At 70.1% G+C, this 19,274-nt stretch carries 14 protein-coding genes; 1 reads left to right on the plus strand and 13 read right to left on the minus strand.

Going from position 1 to position 19,274, the window contains the following annotated elements; genetic code table 11:
- Positions 1-88 precede the first annotated feature (88 nt).
- From ACQP09_RS09760 to ACQP09_RS09815, 12 genes are all read right to left on the minus strand, one after another.
- Complete coding sequence (locus ACQP09_RS09760; protein WP_433397628.1) at positions 89-1,264, minus strand: hypothetical protein; 1,176 nt, start codon at positions 1,262-1,264, stop codon at positions 89-91.
- Between the two features lie 66 nt (positions 1,265-1,330).
- Positions 1,331-3,259, minus strand: coding sequence for a TIGR03960 family B12-binding radical SAM protein (locus ACQP09_RS09765; RefSeq protein WP_433397630.1), 1,929 nt, complete (start codon positions 3,257-3,259; stop codon positions 1,331-1,333).
- Positions 3,260-3,311: 52 nt separating this feature from the next.
- Positions 3,312-4,838: a CHAD domain-containing protein gene (locus ACQP09_RS09770; RefSeq protein WP_433397632.1), complete on the minus strand. Its 1,527-nt coding sequence runs from the start codon at positions 4,836-4,838 to the stop codon at positions 3,312-3,314.
- Positions 4,839-4,867: 29 nt separating this feature from the next.
- Entirely contained in the window at positions 4,868-6,061 is a 1,194-nt protein-coding gene (rodA, locus tag ACQP09_RS09775) for a rod shape-determining protein RodA (protein ID WP_433397634.1), read from the minus strand.
- Positions 6,061-8,280 carry a penicillin-binding protein 2 gene (mrdA, locus tag ACQP09_RS09780; protein ID WP_433397635.1) on the minus strand — a complete coding sequence of 740 codons (2,220 nt, stop codon included), beginning with the start codon at positions 8,278-8,280 and terminating at the stop codon, positions 6,061-6,063. The genes rodA and mrdA overlap by 1 nt, the downstream gene beginning before the upstream one ends.
- A gap of 61 nt (positions 8,281-8,341) precedes the next feature.
- Positions 8,342-9,007 carry a rod shape-determining protein MreD gene (mreD, locus tag ACQP09_RS09785; protein ID WP_432149192.1) on the minus strand — a complete coding sequence of 222 codons (666 nt, stop codon included), beginning with the start codon at positions 9,005-9,007 and terminating at the stop codon, positions 8,342-8,344.
- Positions 9,008-9,018: 11 nt separating this feature from the next.
- Positions 9,019-10,047, minus strand: coding sequence for a rod shape-determining protein MreC (gene mreC / locus ACQP09_RS09790; protein ID WP_433397637.1), 1,029 nt, complete (start codon positions 10,045-10,047; stop codon positions 9,019-9,021).
- A gap of 202 nt (positions 10,048-10,249) precedes the next feature.
- Positions 10,250-11,269: a rod shape-determining protein gene (locus tag ACQP09_RS09795; RefSeq protein WP_093687258.1), complete on the minus strand. Its 1,020-nt coding sequence runs from the start codon at positions 11,267-11,269 to the stop codon at positions 10,250-10,252.
- Positions 11,270-11,557: 288 nt separating this feature from the next.
- Positions 11,558-11,971, minus strand: a complete 414-nt coding sequence (gene ndk / locus ACQP09_RS09800; protein WP_404057950.1) for a nucleoside-diphosphate kinase — start codon at positions 11,969-11,971, stop codon at positions 11,558-11,560.
- A gap of 117 nt (positions 11,972-12,088) precedes the next feature.
- Positions 12,089-12,442: a DUF4233 domain-containing protein gene (locus ACQP09_RS09805; protein ID WP_433397640.1), complete on the minus strand. Its 354-nt coding sequence runs from the start codon at positions 12,440-12,442 to the stop codon at positions 12,089-12,091.
- 5 nt (positions 12,443-12,447) lie between these two features.
- On the minus strand, positions 12,448-13,971 hold the full coding sequence (folC, locus tag ACQP09_RS09810) for a bifunctional tetrahydrofolate synthase/dihydrofolate synthase (RefSeq protein ID WP_433397642.1): 1,524 nt from the start codon (positions 13,969-13,971) through the stop codon (positions 12,448-12,450).
- Between the two features lie 132 nt (positions 13,972-14,103).
- Positions 14,104-16,725, minus strand: a complete 2,622-nt coding sequence (locus ACQP09_RS09815; RefSeq protein WP_433397644.1) for a valine--tRNA ligase — start codon at positions 16,723-16,725, stop codon at positions 14,104-14,106.
- Positions 16,726-16,862: 137 nt separating this feature from the next.
- Here ACQP09_RS09815 and ACQP09_RS09820 point away from each other — a divergent pair, with 137 nt between their 5' ends.
- Entirely contained in the window at positions 16,863-17,879 is a 1,017-nt protein-coding gene (locus ACQP09_RS09820) for a hypothetical protein (RefSeq protein ID WP_432149187.1), read from the plus strand.
- Between the two features lie 84 nt (positions 17,880-17,963).
- On the opposite strand, the gene clpX is transcribed toward ACQP09_RS09820, so the two are convergent.
- Positions 17,964-19,262 carry an ATP-dependent Clp protease ATP-binding subunit ClpX gene (gene clpX / locus ACQP09_RS09825; protein ID WP_018511479.1) on the minus strand — a complete coding sequence of 433 codons (1,299 nt, stop codon included), beginning with the start codon at positions 19,260-19,262 and terminating at the stop codon, positions 17,964-17,966.
- Positions 19,263-19,274: the final 12 nt, after the last annotated feature.

The raw sequence follows: 19,274 nt of genomic DNA on the forward strand, positions 1-19,274 counted from the left end.
GCCCAGTGGTTCTTCTCCTCGGTGCGGGGCGGGCGCCGGGGAGCGCCGCCCACGAAATACGGGGTGGTCCCCGGGGTGCTGCTCCGGCTCACCCCTGCTTGACGAGTTTCTCGCTCAGCAGGGGGGTCTCGGACGCCTGCGCCGCGCTGGGGACAGTCGTTGTACTACCCAGAGTACGCGCAGGCACCCCCACCGGTTCCCCGGACCGCGTTCCGGGCGTACCGCCGACCAGTGCGCGCCAGGCGTCACGGCGGGTCTGCCGCACGGTTTCGCGGGCGGTGGCCAGGGCGGACCGGGCGGCGCGGCCCGCTTCGGCGGCGGCGCGTCGGGCCGGGGCCCAGAGGGCGTCCCGGACGAAGTGGCCGACCGGGACGGCCACCGTGCGATAGGCCCAGGCGACCGGTACGCCGATCAGGTGCCGGAACAGCCAGGCGACCGCCCGGCCCACCGCCCGGGAGAGGTATCCGGCGATCCGCCAGGCGACCTCGGCGGCCTCCGCGATCTCCCGGCCGACCGGCGCGAGGACGCGGCGGTACAGCCAGGAGGCGGGGGCCACGAGCAGCGTCATGACCAGCCAGGTGACCGCGATCCCCAGCCCGCGCCCGGTGGCCGCGAGACCCTGCCGGACGCCGCCCAGGACCCAGGCGGTCCCCTGCCACAGCAGCCCCAGGGTCCACGCCGTGCCCTGCCACACCTTTCCCAGCACCCACGCCGTGCCGTGGCCGAGCGGGGTGAGGACGGCCCCGTACAGCCAGACCAGCGGCACGATCACGCCGTACCGGGCCGCCGGGACGAGCACGTACCGCCAGAGGCCCACCGCAGGAGCGACGACCAACGTGGTGAACAGCCAGGCCGTGCCCCGGCCGAGCGGCGTGAGGACGGCCCCGTACAGCCACACCAGCGGGACGGCGATCCCGTACGTCGCCACCGGCACGACCACGTACCGCCACAGGCCGATCCAGGGCCAGATGAAGACAGCGGTGGCCAGCCAGGTGGCGGCCAGGGCCAGCGGGGTGAGGACGTTGGCGTACAGCCAGGACAGCGGGGTCAGGACCAGGGTGTCGAGCAGCCAGGCCAGGCCCCGGCCCAGCGGGCGGAGCAGGGTCCGGTCCAGGGCGTGCCAGCCGGCGGCCAGGAGGTCCCAGACCATGCGGACGGGTAGGACCACGACCAGCACCACGATGCGCACGGGGATCCTGATCAGCCTGGTCAGGGCCGGGTCGGGCGCGTACCGGTCGAGGGCCTGGTGGCTGCTGTCGTCCATGCCGTGAAAGACGCGCGGGCCCGGTCCGGGGTTGCCGGGCCGGGCCTGCGGTGTGTCACGGACCTGCTACTTGTTGACCACGCTCAGCGGGAGCAGCTTCTTGCCCGTCGGGCCGATCTGGATGTCCAGGTCGAGCTGCGGGCAGACGCCGCAGTCGAAGCAGGGGGTCCAGCGGCAGTCCTCGACTTCGGTCTCGTCGAGCGCGTCCTGCCAGTCCTCCCAGAGCCAGTCCTTGTCCAGGCCGGAGTCGAGGTGGTCCCAGGGCAGGACTTCCTCGTACGTGCGCTCGCGGGTGGTGTACCAGTCGACGTCGACGCCGAAGTCGGGCAGCGTCTTCTCGGCGCAGTTCATCCAGAGGTCGTAGCTGAAGTGCTCGCGCCAGCCGTCGAAGCGGCCGCCGGACTCGTAGACCGCGCGGATCACGGAGCCGACGCGCCGGTCGCCGCGCGAGAGCAGGCCTTCGACGATGCCGGGCTTGCCGTCGTGGTAGCGGAAGCCGATGGAGCGGCCGTACTTCTTGTCGCCGCGGATCTTGTCCCGGAGCTTCTTCAGCCGGGCGTCGGTGTCCTCGGCGGACAGCTGCGGGGCCCACTGGAACGGCGTGTGCGGCTTGGGCACGAAGCCGCCGATGGAGACCGTGGCGCGGATGTCGTTCTGGCCGGAGACCTCGCGGCCCTTGGCGATGACGTTGACCGCCATGTCGCCGATCTGGAGGACGTCCTCGTCGGTCTCGGTGGGCAGGCCGCACATGAAGTACAGCTTCACCTGACGCCAGCCGTTGCCGTACGCGGTGGCCACCGTCCGGATCAGGTCCTCCTCCGAGACCATCTTGTTGATGACCTTGCGCATCCGCTCGGAGCCGCCCTCGGGGGCGAAGGTGAGGCCGGAGCGGCGGCCGTTGCGGGTCAGCTCGTTGGCCAGGTCCACGTTGAACGCGTCGACGCGGGTGGAGGGCAGCGAGAGGCCCACCTTGTCGTCGGTGTAGCGGTCGGCGAGGCCCTTGGCGATGTCGCCGATCTCGCTGTGGTCGGCGGAGGAGAGGGAGAGCAGGCCGACCTCTTCGAAGCCGGTCGCCTTGAGGCCCTTGTCGACCATTTCGCCGATGCCGGTAATGCTTCGCTCCCGCACGGGGCGCGTGATCATGCCGGCCTGGCAGAAACGGCAGCCGCGGGTGCAGCCGCGGAAGATCTCCACGGACATCCGCTCGTGCACGGTCTCCGCGAGCGGGACGAGGGGCTGCTTGGGGTAGGGCCACTCGTCGAGGTCCATGACGGTGTGCTTGGAGACGCGCCACGGCACGCCGGACCGGTTGGGCACGACGCGGCCGATGCGGCCGTCGGGGAGGTACTCGACGTCGTAGAAGCGCGGGACGTAGACGCCACCGGTCTTGGAGAGCCGGAAGAGCACCTCGTCGCGGCCGCCGGGGCGGCCCTCGGCCTTCCAGGCGCGGATGATCTCGGTGATCTCCAGGACGGCCTGCTCGCCGTCGCCGATGACCGCGCAGTCGATGAAGTCCGCGATCGGCTCGGGGTTGAAGGCCGCGTGGCCGCCCGCGAGGACGATCGGGTGGTCCACCGTGCGGTCCTTGGCCTCCAGCGGGATGCCCGCCAGGTCCAGGGCGGTGAGCATGTTGGTGTAGCCCAGCTCGGTGGAGAAGCTCAGCCCGAAGACGTCGAACGCGCCGACCGGGCGGTGGCTGTCCACGGTGAACTGCGGCACCTTGTGCTCGCGCATCAGCTCTTCGAGGTCGGGCCAGACGCTGTACGTGCGCTCCGCGAGGACGCCCTCGCGCTCGTTCAGTACCTCGTAGAGGATCATGACGCCCTGGTTGGGCAGCCCGACCTCGTAGGCGTCGGGGTACATCAGGGTCCAGCGGACGTCGCAGCTGTCCCAGTCCTTGACGGTGGAGTTCAGCTCACCGCCGACGTACTGGATGGGCTTCTGCACATGCGGGAGCAGAGCTTCGAGCTGTGGGAAGACCGATGCGGCAGACATCTCGCGAACCTTCGTGAGCCGGCTGGGGTGACCATCCAGCGTACCGCGCGGCTCAGTGCTTCAGATCCGCCCGCAGTACGGGGGCCGAGGCCCGCGCCCACACCTCGGGCAGCTCGCGCTCCCGGGCGTCGGCGGCCGCCTCCTCGTGCCCGTACAGAAGTCCCCAGGTGAAGGTGGTCTCGCCGGCCGCGTGCGCCTCGATCGCGAGGGTGCGCAGGGCGTCGCGGGCGACCACGCTGTCCTGGTGGTCGCCGAGGACGGTCTGCACGGCCTTCACCCGCTTGGCGAACCGCTTGGCGGGCTTTCCGAGGGCGGGCCTGGCCGCGTCGGCCGCGTACCGGGCGCGTTTGGCGGCCTTGCGGGCCTCGTGCATGGCGGTGTCGCGCTCGGGGCCCGGCGGGTGCTCCAGGGCGTGGTCCATGCGGCGCGCGAGCTTCTCGTAGTCCTTGAGCACCGCGCGGGGCAGCGCCTTCTCGGGCGTACGGGAGGCGGCGGGGCGCAGCGGCGGGTCGGCGCTGAGGGCGTCCAAGGTGTCGAGGAGGGCCAGATACCGCTTCCCGTCCAGTACGCCGGTGATCCGGCGGCGCGATCCGGTGCGGCGGGCGGCCGACCAGACCTGGAGCCGGCCGCGCACCGGGCCGAGGGCCAGCGTGGCGGGCAGTTCCGCGATCCCGGTGGACAGCCGCTCGTCCAGGACCTCCTGGTCGCGGTCGACGCCCAGCTCACCGGCGAGCCACTTGAGCTCGGCGCCGATCGGGTCGGTGACCTCGCGGTCCAGGATCTTGCGGTACGTCTTGAAGGCGCTGCGCAACCGCCGGGTGGCCACGCGCATCTTGTGCACGGAGTCGGGCAGGTCGCGGCGGACGGCGGCGTCGAGGTCGACGATGGTGCGGATCTGCTTGCGTACGTAGGCGAGGACGTGGTCGCCCGCGGTCTGCGGGTCCTCCTTCGTCCGCTTCTTCTCCTTGCGTACGGGAGCGGTCTCCGCCAGCGCCCGGGTCAGCTTCGACGGCGCGTCCGACGGGCGCACGCCGGCCTTGCGGAGCCGCTTCTCGACCGCGTCCAGGAAGGCCGGGTCGCCGTCGTCGGCCAGCTCGACCTCGATCTCGGTCCAGGTGGCGGTGGTGCCGGTCCCCTCCCCCGCGAGCCGTTCGGCGCAGACGGTGTCGATGCTGACCTCGGCGAGGAGGGTGCCGTCGGCGTCGGTCAGGTGCTGGAGGTCGCGGGAGGTGAGCAGGCGGACGACCGGGGCCGGTTCCGCGTGCCGGAGGCGGGAGCGGAGGAGCGCGGCGAAGGAGGGCGGCAGGGTGTCGGCGAGCGGTTCGTGGAGCTCGTCGCGGATGCCGGTGGCGACCGGGAACTTCAGGTGCCAGCCCTCGTCCCCTCCCCCGGTCCGGCGGCGCAGGGTGAGGGAGCCCTGGGCGAGGCGGAGGTCGGCGGTGTCGTAGTAGACGGCGTCCAGCTCCGTGACGCCCTGCTCCAGGACCCGGCCGACCCCGGCCACCCGGCTCAGGTCGGGCAGCCGGGTGGCGTCGGTGGCTTCGTACTTCCGCTCGATCTCACGCTTGGTGTCCGCCATATACGGACACCTACCCGCGTGGGCCGGGTTCAGGCGGACATCGGGCGCTGCACCCTGATCGACTGAAGCAGCCCGATCGCGACCCAGACGGCGAACATCGAGGACCCTCCGTAGGAGACGAAGGGCAGGGGCAGACCGGCCACCGGCATGATGCCGAGCGTCATGCCGATGTTCTCGAAGGACTGGAAGGCGAACCAGGCGATGATGCCGGCGGCGACGATCGTGCCGTACAGCTCGGTCGTCTCGCGGGCGATCCGGCAGGCGCGCCACAGGACGACACCGAGCAGGATGATGATCAGTCCGGCGCCGAGGAAGCCCAGCTCCTCACCGGCGACGGTGAAGACGAAGTCGGTCTGCTGCTCGGGGACGAACTGGCCGGTGGTCTGGGTGCCCTGGAAGAGTCCGGTGCCGGTGAGGCCGCCGGAGCCGATCGCGATGCGGGCCTGGTTGGTGTTGTAGCCGACGCCGGCCGGGTCGAGCGCCGGGTTGGCGAAGGCGGCGAACCGGGCGATCTGGTAGTCGTCGAGCAGCCCGAGCTGCCAGACCGAGACGGCTCCGGCGGCGCCCGCGCCGAGCAGGCCGAAGACCCAGCGGTTGGAGGCGCCGGAGGCCAGCAGGACGCCGAGGACGATGACGGCCATCACCATCACCGAGCCGAGGTCCGGCATCAGCATCACGATGGCCATCGGGATGACCGCGAGGCCCAGCGCCTTGGCGACGGTCCGGTGGTCGGGATGGGGCTGGTCGCCCGCGTCGACGCGGGCCGCCAGCAGCATCGCCATCACCAGGATGATGGTGATCTTGGTGAACTCGGAGGGCTGGATGGAGAACCCGGCCGGCAGTTTGATCCAGGCGTGGGCGCCGTTGATCGTGGTGCCGAGCGGGGTGAGGACGGCCAGGACCAGCAGCACCGAGATGCCGTAGAGGACCGGGACGGCTCCGCGCAGGGTGCGGTGGCCGAGCCAGATCGTGGCGATCATCAGCGCGATGCCGATGCCGGTGTTCATGGCGTGCCGGAAGAGGAAGAAGTACGGGTCGCCCTGGGTGAGGTGGTCGCGGTTGCGGGTCGCGGACCAGACGAGCACCGCACCGAGGAGGGAGAGCGCGAGCGAGGCGCCGAGCAGCGGCCAGTCCAGCCGCCGGGCTAGGGAGTCGCGGGCGGTCAGCTTGGCCCAGGAACCGCGCTCGGGGCCGTATCCGCCTACGGAGAAGCTACCGGCCATCAGGGCCGCCTCCCGGTCATCGCGGGTGATCCGGTGAGTCCCGGCTGGCCCGGGGGCTGCGGCACCAGGTTCTCCGGGTCCGCCTCCTGGCCTTCCGGCTGGGTCGGGACGGGGTTGTACGGCTTGATCTTCGGGGCGAAGATCGAGCCGTCGGGCTGGATCTTCGGCAGCGCCTTCTGGGGCTTGGGCAGCAGGGCCTTACTCACATCCTGGTTGCCCTCGGCGTCGAGGCCGTAGAGCGCGTCGTAGATCTTGCGGACGGCGGGCCCGGAGGCGCCGGAGCCGGTGCCGCCCTGGGAGATCGTCATGACGATCGTGTAGTCGTCGGTGTAGGTCGCGAACCACGAGGTGGTCTGCTTGCCGTACACCTGCGCGGTGCCGGTCTTGGCGCGCATCGGGATCTTGTCCTGCGGCCAGCCGCCGAACCGCCAGGCCGCCGTGCCGCCGGGCTCGACCACCGAACGCAGGCCCTTGTCGAGGTCCTTGACGGTCTGCGCGTCGACGGGCAGCTTGCCGGTCGACTTGGGCTTGATCTCCTGGACGCTCTTGCCGTCGGGGCTGATCACAGCCTTGCCGACGGTGGGGGCGTAGAGGGTGCCGCCGTTGCTGATGGCGGCGTAGGCGGTGGCCATCTGGATCGGGGTGACGAGGACGTCACCCTGGCCGATGGCGTAGTTGATGCTGTCGTACGCCTTGAGCTGGTTGCCTTCGAGGCAGCTCTCGTACGCGATCTGCTGCACGTACGTGCCGCCCTTCTTGCCCTCCTTGCACCAGGCGTCCTTGTTCGCCTTCCAGAAGTCCTGCTTCCACTGGCGGTCCGGGATGCGGCCCTTGACCTCGTTGGGCAGGTCGATGCCGGTCTCGGCGCCGAGACCGAAGTCGCGGGCGGTGGTGTAGAACCAGTTCTTGGCGTCCTTCTTCGGCTTTATGCCGCCGTCCTTGGACCACTCCTCGTGGCCGAGGCGGTAGAAGACGGTGTTGCAGGAGTACTTGAGCGCGTCCCCGAGGGTGATCGGGCCGTGGCCCTGGGACTCGAAGTTGGCGAAGGTCTGGCTGCCGAGGCTGTAGGAGCTGCTGCAGTTGTACCGGTCGTTGAAGGCGTGGCCGCCCCGGACGGCGGCGCTCGCGGAGACCACCTTGAAGATGGAGCCGGCGGGTGCCTGGCCCTGGATGCCGCGGTTGAGCAGCGGGTAGTTGGACGTCTCGCTGGTGAGCTTGGCGTACTGCTTGCCGGAGATGCCGCCGACCCAGTCGTTGGGGTCGTAGTCGGGCTGGGAGGCCATGGAGACGATGCGCCCGGTCTTCGACTCCATGACGACGACGGCGCCGGAGTCGGCCTCGTACTTGCGGCCGGTGATCTTGTCGGTCTCCTGGCGGACGGTCTTCATCGCCTGGGCGAGTTCGTACTCGGCGACCGCCTGGACGCGGGCGTCGAGACTGGTGACGAGGCTGGAACCGGCCACCGCCGGGTCGCTCTCCGCCTCGCCCATGACGCGGCCGAGGTTGTCGACCTCGTAGCGGGTGACGCCCGCCTTGCCGCGCAGCTCCTTGTCGTACGTCCGCTCCAGGCCCGAGCGGCCGACCTGGTCCGAACGCAGGTACGGCGACGGGCCGTCCAGCGCCTTCTGGATCTCATCGTCGGTGACGGGCGACAGATAGCCGAGCACCTGCGCGGTCCTCGCCTTGCCGGGTGCGGTGTAGCGGCGTACGGCGGTGGGTTCGGCGGTGATGCCGGGGAAGTCCTCGGCGCGCTCGCGGATCTGGAGGGCCTGCTGGGTGGTGGCCTCGTCGGTGACCGGGATCGGCTGGTAGGGCGAGCCGTTCCAGCAGGGCTGCGGGGTCTTGGAGTCGCAAAGGCGGACCTTGTCCCGCACGTCCTGCGGCTTCATGTCCAGGACGTCGGCGAGCCGGGTGAGGACGCCGACGCCGTCGTCCTTCATCTTCAGCAGCTCGGTGCGGCTGGCGGAGACGACGAGCCGGGTCTCGTTGTCGGCGAGCGGTACGCCGCGCGCGTCGAGGATCGAGCCGCGCACGGCGGGCTGGACGACCTGCTGGACGCCGTTGCCGGCGGCTTCGGCGGTGTACTCGTCGCCGTTGCGGATCTGGAGGTACCAGAGGCGGCCGCCGAGGGTGAGCAGCAGCGAGAAGACGAGGACCTGGATGACGATGAGCCGGATCTGGACCCGCTGGGTCCGCCCGGTCTCGGGAATGTTGCTCACGGGGTGCCCCCGGTGGTGGTCCGGCTGGGGGTACGGGGGTCGTCCCCCGGGAAGTACAGCCTCACAGGCGCTTGACCCCCTTGATGCGGCCCGCGCGGGCGGCGCGGTTGCGGGCGGCCTTCACGCGCAGGCCGCCGCGCTGGTTGCCGATGCGCAGCCCGGTGCCGGAGGAGAGCCAGCCCGCGGCGACGTCGCTGCCGCCGCCGGCGGCCTCGGAGACCGGGTCGCTCTCGGTGCGTCTGGCCAGGGCCATGATCAGCGGCACGACGAAGGGCGCCAGCAGCAGGTCGTACACCGCGGCGGTGAACAGCAGGCTGCCGAGGCCGACATGGCGGGCGGCCGTGTCGCCGACGAGGGCGCCGACGCCCGCGTAGAGCAGGGTCGAGCCGAGCGCGGCGGCGACCACCGCGGCCATCGGCGCGAAGGCCGACTTGAGCTGCCCGTTCTCCGGCCGGACCATGCCCGCGAGGTAGCCGATGACGCAGAGCACCAGGGCGTAGCGACCGACGGCGTGGTCGGCGGGCGGCGCGAGGTCCGCGAGGAGTCCGGCGCCGAAGCCGATGAGCGCGCCGCTGACCGGCCCGTACACGAAGGCGAGTCCGAGGACGGTCAGGAGCAGCAGGTCCGGGACGGCGCCGGGGAGCTGGAGGCGGGCGAGGACGGTCACCTGGACGACGAGGGCGACGGTGATCAGGGCGATGGAGAGCAGAGTCCGGTTCAGGCGCATGGGGATCAGCTCTACTCCTGGTCGTTTGCCGCGTTGTCGGGTTGCTGGTTGCCGGCTGCCGCGCCGTCGCCCGCGTTCTCGTTGATGTTGCCGACGACCTTGCCCGAGCCGTCGACGAGGTCGCCGTTGGGCTGGACGGTGACGGTGACCGTGGGGGTCGGCTTGGGCTTCGTCTTGACGGGCTGCTTGGGCAGGACCGTGTCACGGGGGTCCGAGCGCGGGGCCTGGACGACGACGCCGACGATGTCGAGCTTGGTGAACCCGACGTACGGCTTCACGTAGACCGTCCGGGTCAGCGCGCCGCCGGAGGGGTCGACGCGGACGACCTCGCCGACCGGGACGCCGGGCACGAAGGGCTTGTCCTTGCTGGAGCCGAAGGTGACGAGCCGGTCGCCCGCCGCCACCTTGGCCTTGCCGTTGAGGAACTGCACCGAGAGCGGGCGTGAGCCCTGGCCGGTGGCGAAGCCGAGCTCGTCGGTCTTCTCCATCCGGGTGCCGACGGTGAAGTCCGGGTCGTTGGCGAGCAGGACCGTCGCGGTGCTCGGGCCGACGGTCGTGACACGGCCGACCAGCCCCTCACCGTTGAGGACGGTCATGTCGCGGCGGATGCCGTCGTCGGATCCGGCGTCGATGGTGATCGTCCAGGAGAAGCCCTGGGCCGCTCCTATGGCGATGACCTCGGCGCCCTTGATGCCGTACTGTCCGGCGCCCGCGTTCTTCAGCATGGCGTCGAGCTGGCGGACGCGGCTGTTGGTGCGGTCGTCGCTGCCGAGCTTCGCCTTCAGCGCGGCGTTCTCCTGCTCCAGGGCGGAGATCCGGTCGTGGCGCTTGCCGGAGTCCCGTACCGCCCCTATGGCGTTGCCCACCGGGTCGACCGCCGTCGCGACGCCGTTCTGGATCGGCCCGAAGACGGTGGCCGCGGCCTGCCGTGCGCCGTCCACCGGTGATCCCTCGCCGCCCCGGATATCGACCGTGATCAGGGCGAATGCGATGGCGATCAGCAGCACCAGGAGCAGCCGGCTCTCTCGTGTGTCCCTCACGTGCGGCGGCCGTGCCTTCCTCGTCGGAATGTTCGTGCCTGTGTGTACGTCGCTGTCGGTACGTCAGCGCCCGTGCACTTCGGTACGTGTACAGCAACGATCTATATCAACGATCCGGCGGGCGGAGCCGCAGCGTCCGCGCGCCGGATCGGGTGATGTTCCGTCTGTCCTACCGGCGGACCCTCCGCCGATGGGGCATGTCCTACCGGCGGGGCTGGGCGTCCAGCACCTGCTGGAGCGCCTCGAACTCCTCGACGCACTTGCCGGAGCCGAGCGCCACCGAGTCCAGCGGGTCCTCGGCGATGTGGATCGGCATGCCCGTCTCGCGGCGCAGCCGCTCGTCCAGGCCGCGCAGCAGCGCGCCGCCGCCCGTGAGGACGATGCCGCGGTCCATGATGTCGCCGGAGAGCTCGGGCGGGCACTTGTCGAGCGTCGTCTTCACGGCGTCGACGATCGCGTTGACCGGCTCCTCGATCGCCTTGCGGACCTCGGCGGCCGAGATGACGACCGTCTTCGGCAGCCCGGAGACCAGGTCGCGGCCGCGGATCTCGGTGTGCTCGTCCTTGTCCATGTCGTACGCCGAACCGATCGTGATCTTGATCTGTTCGGCGGTGCGCTCACCGAGGAGGAGCGAGTACTCCTTCTTGATGTGCTGGATGATCGCGTTGTCCAGCTCGTCACCGGCGGTCCGGATCGACTGGGCAGTGACGATTCCGCCGAGCGAGATCACCGCGACCTCGGTGGTGCCGCCACCGATGTCGACGACCATGTTGCCGGTGGCCTCGTGGACCGGCAGGCCGGAGCCGATGGCCGCGGCCATGGGCTCCTCGATGATGTGCACCTGGCGCGCGCCGGCCTGCGTGGACGCCTCGATGACGGCGCGGCGCTCGACCCCGGTGATACCGGAGGGAACGCAGACGACGACCCTCGGGCGGGCCAGGTAGCGGCGCTTGTGGATCTTGAGGATGAAGTAGCGGAGCATCCGCTCCGTGATCTCGAAGTCGGCGATCACGCCGTCCTTCAGCGGCCGCACGGCAACGATGTTGCCCGGCGTCCGCCCGATCATCTTCTTCGCCTCGGAGCCGACCGCCAGGATCCCGCCGGTGTTGGTGTTGATGGCCACGACGGACGGCTCGTTCAGGACGATGCCGCGCCCCCTGACGTACACCAGCGTGTTGGCAGTCCCGAGGTCGATAGCCATGTCACGGCCGATGAACGACATTGAGTTCCCCTTGTTCCCCATGAGGATGCGTCGGGCCTTCCCAGGTAGCGAAGATGGCTTGTTCTGGTAGGCGAGGTTGGCGCTGCGGGCGTGGAAGCTTCCATCGTAGTGCCGTATGCACGGACACAGCGCGAGGGTCCTTCGCCAGTGTGAGCGGAACGGGTGCCCGTTCTACCCATGGTGACGTTACGTCGGAGGGATGCGTTCCCGCGAGAGGGAACCCTATGCCGAAGGGCGACCGAATTACTTCGGTCGCCCCAGGCAGGCAGCGCTGTTTGGCCGATCGGGTCAGGAAAGTCCCGGAAAGAAAAGCTTCAGTTCTCGCTCTGCGGACTCCGGCGAGTCCGAGGCGTGGATGAGGTTCTCCCGGGTGATCGTGCCGAAGTCACCGCGGATCGACCCGGGCGCGGCGGCGATCGGATCGGTGGGGCCGGCGAGCGTGCGGACGCCCTCGATCACCCGCTCACCTTCGGCCACCAGGGCGACGACCGGGCCGGAGGCCATGAACTCCATGAGCGGCTCGTAGAAGGGGCGGCCCTTGTGCTCGCCGTAGTGCTGCTCCAGCGTGTCGTGGTCCAGGGTGCGCAGCTCCAGCGCGGTGATCCGCCACTCCGCCTTGCGCTCGATCCGGCCGACGATCTCGCCGATCAGGCCGCGGCGGACCGCGTCGGGCTTGAGGAGGACGAGGGTGCGCTGAGTCATGTGCGGCTCCTTGCAGACACTTCGGGTGCGGTGAGGCGAGATTACAGGGGTACGGGGACGGGTCTGCGCCCGGGTTCACTCAGGGTCACCTTCGCGCCCCGGGCACCTGCCGTCACCTCAGGCCGTGGCCTCGCCGGCCTCCTGCTGGGCGGCCCAGCGGGCCTTGGCCTCGTCGATCTTGCGGCCGTAGTGCACGGAGGCCCACCACAGCCCGCCGAAGACCAGGCCGAGGATGAACATCATCGGGACCACGAATCCGCTGAGGACCAGCGCGACCTGGAGCGCCCAGCCGAGCTGGATGCCACCGGGCCGGGTGAGCATCCCGCAGAGCAGCAGGGACAGCACCATGCCGGCCCCGCAGACCGTCCAGACCGTGGCCTGGGAGACATCGTCGAGCTTCATCGCGACGAGACCGGCGAAGCCGATCACGAAGAACTCACCGAGCAGCGTCGACGCGCAGAGCGTGCGCATCCTTGTCAGCCCCTTCCCAGAAGCAGCCGGGCCTCGCCGACCGTGATCACCGATCCGGTCACCAGGACCCCGGCGCCCGCGTACTCGTCGTCCTCCTCGGCCAGCGTGATCGCCGCCTCCAGCGCGTCGTCGAGACGCGGCTCGACCTGGACCCGGTCGTCGCCGAAGACCTCGACGGCGATCGCGGCCAGCTCGTCCGCGTCCAGCGCGCGGTCGGTGGAGTTCTGCGTGACGACGACCTCGGCGAAGATCGGCTCGAAGGCCTCCAGGAGACCGCGTACGTCCTTGTCGCCGCTGGTGCCGACCACGCCGATGAGCCGGGAGAAGCTGAACGCCTCGGAGATCCCGTCCGCCGCCGCCTTGGCTCCCGCCGGGTTGTGCGCGGCGTCCAGGACGACGGTCGGGCTGGAGCGCACGACCTCCAGGCGGCCGGGCGAGACCACGGCGGCGAAGGCCTTGCGGATGGCGTCGATGTCGAGCGAGCGGGCCTGCTCGGCGCCGATGCCGAAGAACGCCTCGACGGCGGCGAGCGCGACGGCCGCGTTGTGCGCCTGGTGGGCCCCGTACAGCGGGAGGAAGATCTCCTCGTACTCGCCGCCGAGTCCGCGCAGGGTGACGAGCTGGCCGCCGACGGCGACCTCGCGGGAGGTGACGCCGAACTCCATGCCCTCGCGGGCCACGGTGGCGTCCACCTCGACGGCCTTCTTCAGCATGACCTGCGCGGCGTCCACCGGCTGCTGCGCCAGGATGACCGTGGCGCCCTGCTTGATGACACCGGACTTCTCGCCGGCGATCTCGGCCGGTGTGGTGCCGAGGCGGTCGGTGTGGTCGAGCGAGATCGGGGTGACGACGGCGACGGTGGAGTCGATGACGTTGGTGGCGTCCCAGGTGCCGCCCATGCCGACCTCGACGACCGCCACGTCGACCGGCGCGTCGGCGAAGGCCGCGTACGCCATGCCGGTGAGCACCTCGAAGAAGGAGAGCCGGTAGGGCTGCTGGGCGTCGACCATCTCGACGTACGGCTTGATGTCCTCGTACGTCTCGATGAAGCGCTCGGGCGCGATCGGCGAGCCGTCGAGGCTGATGCGCTCGGTGATCGACTGGACGTGCGGCGAGGTGTACCGGCCGGTGCGCAGCTCGAAGGCGTTGAGCAGGGCCTCGATCATGCGGGCCGTGGAGGTCTTGCCGTTGGTGCCGGTGATGTGGATCGAGGGGTAGGCGCGCTGCGGCTCGCCGAGCACGTCCATCAGGGCGGCGATGCGCGTGACGGACGGCTCCAGCTTGGTCTCGCCCCAGCGTCCGGCGAGCTCCTGCTCCACCGCGCGCAGCGCCCGGTCGGTCTCGGGGTCGGCGGGCCGGGCGGGGACCGCGTCGGCCTGCGGCGCGCCCCCGTAGGTGCGCAGGGTGCGGCTCCCGGCCTCGATCACCGCCAGGTCGGGGTCGCGCTGGGTCTCTTCGCCGACGATCTCCGCGAAGGTGTCGTCGGGCTGGGACGCGTCGTGCCGGTCTGAAGGGCGGGGCTCACTCACGGGGCCAGTCTACGGATGGGCACCGACATCGCGCGCAGCGCCCGGCGGAGTGCGGAGCGGTGGTACGGGGAAGCCCCCGCATCCCCGGTCGGTCGGGGGTGCGGGGGCTTCGCCGGTCAGCTGCTCAGCTCATCAGCTCGCGGGGAGGGCCGCCAGCTGGGCGGAGATCCGCTCGATGTCGGCCTCGGCCTTGGCGAGCCGGCCGCGGATCTTGTCGACCACGTTGTCCGGGGCCTTGGCGAGGAACGCCTCGTTGCCGAGCTTGCCCTCCGCCTGCGCCTTCTCCTTGCGCGCCGCCTCCAGGTCCTTGGTGAGGCGCTTGCGCTCGGCCGGGACGTCGATCGTGCCGGACAGGTCCAGCGCGACGGTGGCCCCGGCGACCGGGAGGGACGCGGTGGCGTGGAAGCCTTCGCCGGCCGGTTCCAGCCGGAGCAGCTGGCGGATGGCCGCCTCGTGCGGGGCCAGCGCGGTGCCGGTCAGGGTCAGCTGGGCCGGGACCTTCTGGCCGGGCTTGAGGCCCTGGTCGCCCTTGAAGCGGCGGACCTCGGTGACGACCTGCTGGACCAGCTCGATCTCCTTCTCGGCCGCCTCGTCACGGAAGCCGGAGTCCGCGGGCCACTGCGCGACGACGACGGACTCGCCGCCGGTCAGCGTGGTCCACAGGGTCTCCGTGACGAACGGGACGATCGGGTGGAGCAGGCGCAGGGTGACGTCGAGGACCTCACCGAGGACCCGGCCGGAGACCTTGGCCTGCTCGCCGCCCGCGAAGAACGTGGTCTTGGACAGCTCGACGTACCAGTCGAAGACCTCGTCCCACGCGAAGTGGTAGAGCGCGTCGGAGATCTTCGCGAACTGGAAGTCGTCGTAGAAGCGGTCGACGTCCGCGACGGTCTCGTTGAGGCGGGAGAGGATCCAGCGGTCGGTGGCCGTCATCTCCGACGGGTCCGGCAGCGGGCCCTCGACCGTCGCACCGTTCATCAGCGCGAAACGGGTGGCGTTCCAGATCTTGTTGGCGAAGTTACGGGAGGCCTTGACCCAGTCCTCACCGATCGGGACGTCGGCGCCCGGGTTGGCGCCGTTGGCCAGGGTGAAGCGGACGGCGTCGGAGCCGTACGCGTCCATCCAGACGATCGGGTCGACGGCGTTCGGGTTGGACTTCGACATCTTCTTGCCGAACTCGTCGCGGACGAGACCGGTGAGGGCGACCGTCTTGAACGGGACCTCGCCGTCCATCGCGTACAGGCCGAACATCATCATCCGGACGACCCAGAAGAAGATGATGTCGTGGCCGGTGAGCAGGACGTCCGTGGAGTAGAACTTCTCCAGGTCCGGGGTCTGCTCCGGCCAGCCGAGCGTGGAGAACGGCCACAGGCCGGAGGAGAACCAGGTGTCCAGGACGTCCTCGTCCTGGAACCAGCCCTCGCCGGTCGGCGGCTCGTCGTCGGGGCCGACGCAGACGACCTCGCCGTCGGGGCCGTACCAGACGGGGATGCGGTGGCCCCACCAGAGCTGGCGCGAGATGCACCAGTCGTTGAGGTTGTCGACCCAGTCGAAGTAGCGGCGCTCCAGCTCCTTCGGGTGGATCTCGACCCGGCCGTCGCGGACCGCGTCGCCCGCGGCGGCGGCGAGCGTCTCGACCTTGACCCACCACTGGAGCGAGAGCCGCGGCTCGATCGTGGTCTTGCAGCGGGAACAGTGGCCGACGGAGTGCATGTACGGACGCTTCTCGGCGACGACCCGGCCCTGCTCGCGCAGCGCCTCGACGATCGCGGAACGCGCCTCGAAGCGGTCCAGGCCCTCGAAGGGACCGGGGACGGTGATGACGCCGCGGCCGTCCATGATCGTGACGGATTCCAGGTCGTGGCGCTGGCCGATGGCGAAGTCGTTGGGGTCGTGGGCCGGGGTGACCTTGACCGCGCCGGTGCCGAACTCCGGGTCGACGTGGGTGTCCGCGACGACCGGGATCGTACGGTCGGTCAGCGGGAGCTTGATCCGCTTGCCGATCAGGTGGGCGTAGCGCTCGTCGTCGGGGTGGACGGCGACGGCGGTGTCGCCGAGCATCGTCTCGACGCGGGTGGTCGCGACGACGAGCGTCTCGTCGCCCTCGCCGTACTTCAGGGAGACCAGCTCGCCGGCGTCGTCCTGGTGGTCGACCTCCGCGTCCGAGAGGGCCGTCATACAGCGCGGGCACCAGTTGATGATGCGTTCGGCGCGGTAGATCATCCCGTCGTCGAACAGGTTCTTGAAGATCGTCTGGACGGCCTGGGAGAGGCCCTCGTCCATGGTGAAGCGCTCACGCGACCAGTCCAGGCCGGCGCCGAGGCGGCGCAGCTGGCCGAGGATCCGGCCGCCGTACTCCTCCTTCCACTGCCAGGTCCGCTCGACGAACGCCTGACGGCCGATGTCGTGCCGCGACTTGCCCTCTTCGGCGAGCTGCTGCTCGACCTTGTTCTGGGTGGCGATACCGGCGTGGTCCATGCCGGGCAGCCACAGCGTCTCGAAGCCCTGCATCCGCTTGCGGCGGGTGAGGGCGTCCATCAGCGTGACCTGGAAGGCGTGGCCCAGGTGGAGGGCGCCGGTGACGTTGGGCGGCGGGATGACGATGGTGTACGGAGGCTTGTCACTCTTCGCGTCGGCTTCGAAGTAACCACGCTCTACCCAGCGCTCGTACAGCTTCCCCTCTACATCGGCCGGCGCGTACGTGGTCGGCAGTTCGGGGTTGCTGGCTGGCTGCTGCGATGAGTTCTCGGTCACGGGAGACAGTTTAGGGCCGTCACAGCTCTGCACTGAAACGGATTGGTTCAGTAACGGTGTCCGGGCCGATGGCCCATGTCAGGGCGGCTTCCGTCAGGATGTTCGCAACGCATAAGGAATCTGGAGGGGACACCGCAATGAGCTACAACCAGCCGGGCCCGTACGGCGGGCAGCCGCCGCAGGGCCAGCCCGGACCGTACGGACAGCAGCCCGGGCCGTACGGCGGCCCGCCGCCGCAGGGCCCGCCTCAGGGCCAGCCCGGCTACGGCTACCCCCAGCAGGCCCCTCAGGGTGTCCCGCCGCAGCAGCAGCCCGGCCCGTACGGCGCACCGCAGGGCCAGCCCGGTTACGGCTACCCGCAGCCGCAGCAGCCGGGCCCGTACGGCCAGCAGCCGCCCACTCCTCCGTACGGCGGCCAGCCGGTGTACGGGGGCCAGCCGCCGTACCCGCCGCAGCAGCCGAAGAAGAAGACCGGGCTGATCGTGGGAGCGTCGGTGCTGGCGCTGGCGGTCATCGGGGCGGGGGTCTGGTACTTCGCGGGCGGGGCGAGTAACAGCGATGTGGCCGACTCCACCAAGGGGTACAAGCTGACTCCTGCCGCGTCGGTGGACGACTACGCGCGGGACACCGCCAAGCCGGTACGTTCCGGCCCGGTGACGGGGAAGTCGAAGGAGGACGCCGAGGCTGCGGGCGTCAAGAACCCGCAGCAGGCCGGCGCTGAATACCAGAGCGGTTCGAAGGACAACCCGCTCACGCAGAAGATGCTCCTTCTCCAGGGCTACTGGGGCGAGGTCGAGGACCCGGCGAAGGTCATCAACAACTCCTTCAGCGACGCCGAGAAGAAGATGAGCGAGAGCAGCAACGGCGCCAAGGTCTCTCTCGTCGGCGACGCCAAGGACGTCAAGCCGGCCGGTTTCGAGGGCGCTCTGATGAGGTGCCAGGACCTCAAGACCATCAATGACAAGGCCGACGGCACCCTCGCGAAGGGGCCGAAGGAGGTCATCACCCCGGTCTGCATCTGGGCCGACTACAGCACGGTCGGCATGGTCGTCGCCGTGGATGTCGGCGGAGCCCTCACCGGCAAGGCCATGGCGCAGGACGAGGTCGCCGCCCTCGCCGCCAAGCTCTACAACACCTCCCGCACCAAGATCTGAAGCACCGCGTTCGCGCTCAACCCCGAAGGGGCGCCCGCCGGTTGTCCGGTGGGCGCCCCTTCGGCGTACGTAACTGCTGTGCGGCTAGGCCGACTTCTCGTGGCGGCCGCCGTCGTTCTTGCCGATCGTGCGCGGCTCGCGCGGGACCAGCGTCGGGTTGACGTGGTCGCGGACGACGTCCGGCGTGATGACGACGCGGGCGACGTCCTTGCGGGACGGGACCTCGTACATCACGGACTGGAGGACTTCCTCCATGATGGCGCGCAGGCCGCGCGCGCCGGTCTGGCGCAGGATCGCCTGGTCGGCGATGGCCTCCAGTGCCTCGCGCTCGAACTCCAGCTCCACGCCGTCGAGCTCGAAGAGGCGCTGGTACTGCTTGACCAGCGCGTTGCGCGGCTCGATGAGGATCTGGAGCAGCGCCTCGCGGTCCAGGTTGTGGACCGAGGTCAGCACGGGGAGGCGGCCGATGAACTCGGGGATCATCCCGAACTTCACCAGGTCCTCCGGCATGACCTCCTGGAACTGGTCGCTCGCCTGGATCTCCAGCTTGGAGCGGATCGTGGCGCCGAAGCCGATGCCCTTGGCGCCGGCCCGGGACTCGATGATCTTCTCCAGACCGGAGAAGGCTCCGCCCACGATGAACAGCACGTTCGTCGTGTCGATCTGGATGAACTCCTGGTGCGGGTGCTTGCGTCCGCCCTGCGGCGGCACGGAGGCGGTGGTGCCCTCCAGGATCTTCAGCAGGGCCTGCTGGACGCCCTCGCCGGAGACATCGCGGGTGATCGACGGGTTCTCGCTCTTACGGGCGACCTTGTCGATCTCGTCGATGTAGATGATCCCGGTCTCGGCCTTCTTGACGTCGTAGTCGGCCGCCTGGATCAGCTTGAGCAGGATGTTCTCGACGTCCTCGCCGACATAGCCGGCCTCCGTCAGCGCGGTGGCGTCGGCGATGGCGAACGGGACGTTGAGCATGCGGGCCAGCGTCTGCGCGAGCAGCGTCTTGCCGGAGCCGGTGGGGCCCAGCAGCAGGATGTTCGACTTGGCGAGCTCGATCGCGTCCTCACGACCGGCGCCGCCGCCGTTCTCCCCGGCCTGGACCCGCTTGTAGTGGTTGTACACCGCGACCGAGAGGGCCTTCTTCGCGGGCTCCTGCCCGACGACGTACCCCTCCAGGAACTCGTAGATCTCGCGGGGCTTGGGAAGCTCTTCCCAGCGGACCTCGCTCGTCTCCGCGAGCTCCTCCTCGATGATCTCGTTGCAGAGATCGATGCATTCGTCGCAGATGTACACACCGGGTCCCGCGATGAGCTTCTTCACCTGCTTCTGGCTCTTGCCGCAGAACGAGCACTTGAGCAGGTCGCCGCCATCACCGATGCGTGCCACGAGGTGCTTCCC

It is taken from the genome of Streptomyces sp. CA-146814, assembly GCF_050942385.1.
Classification (GTDB): Bacteria; Actinomycetota; Actinomycetes; order Streptomycetales; family Streptomycetaceae; genus Streptomyces.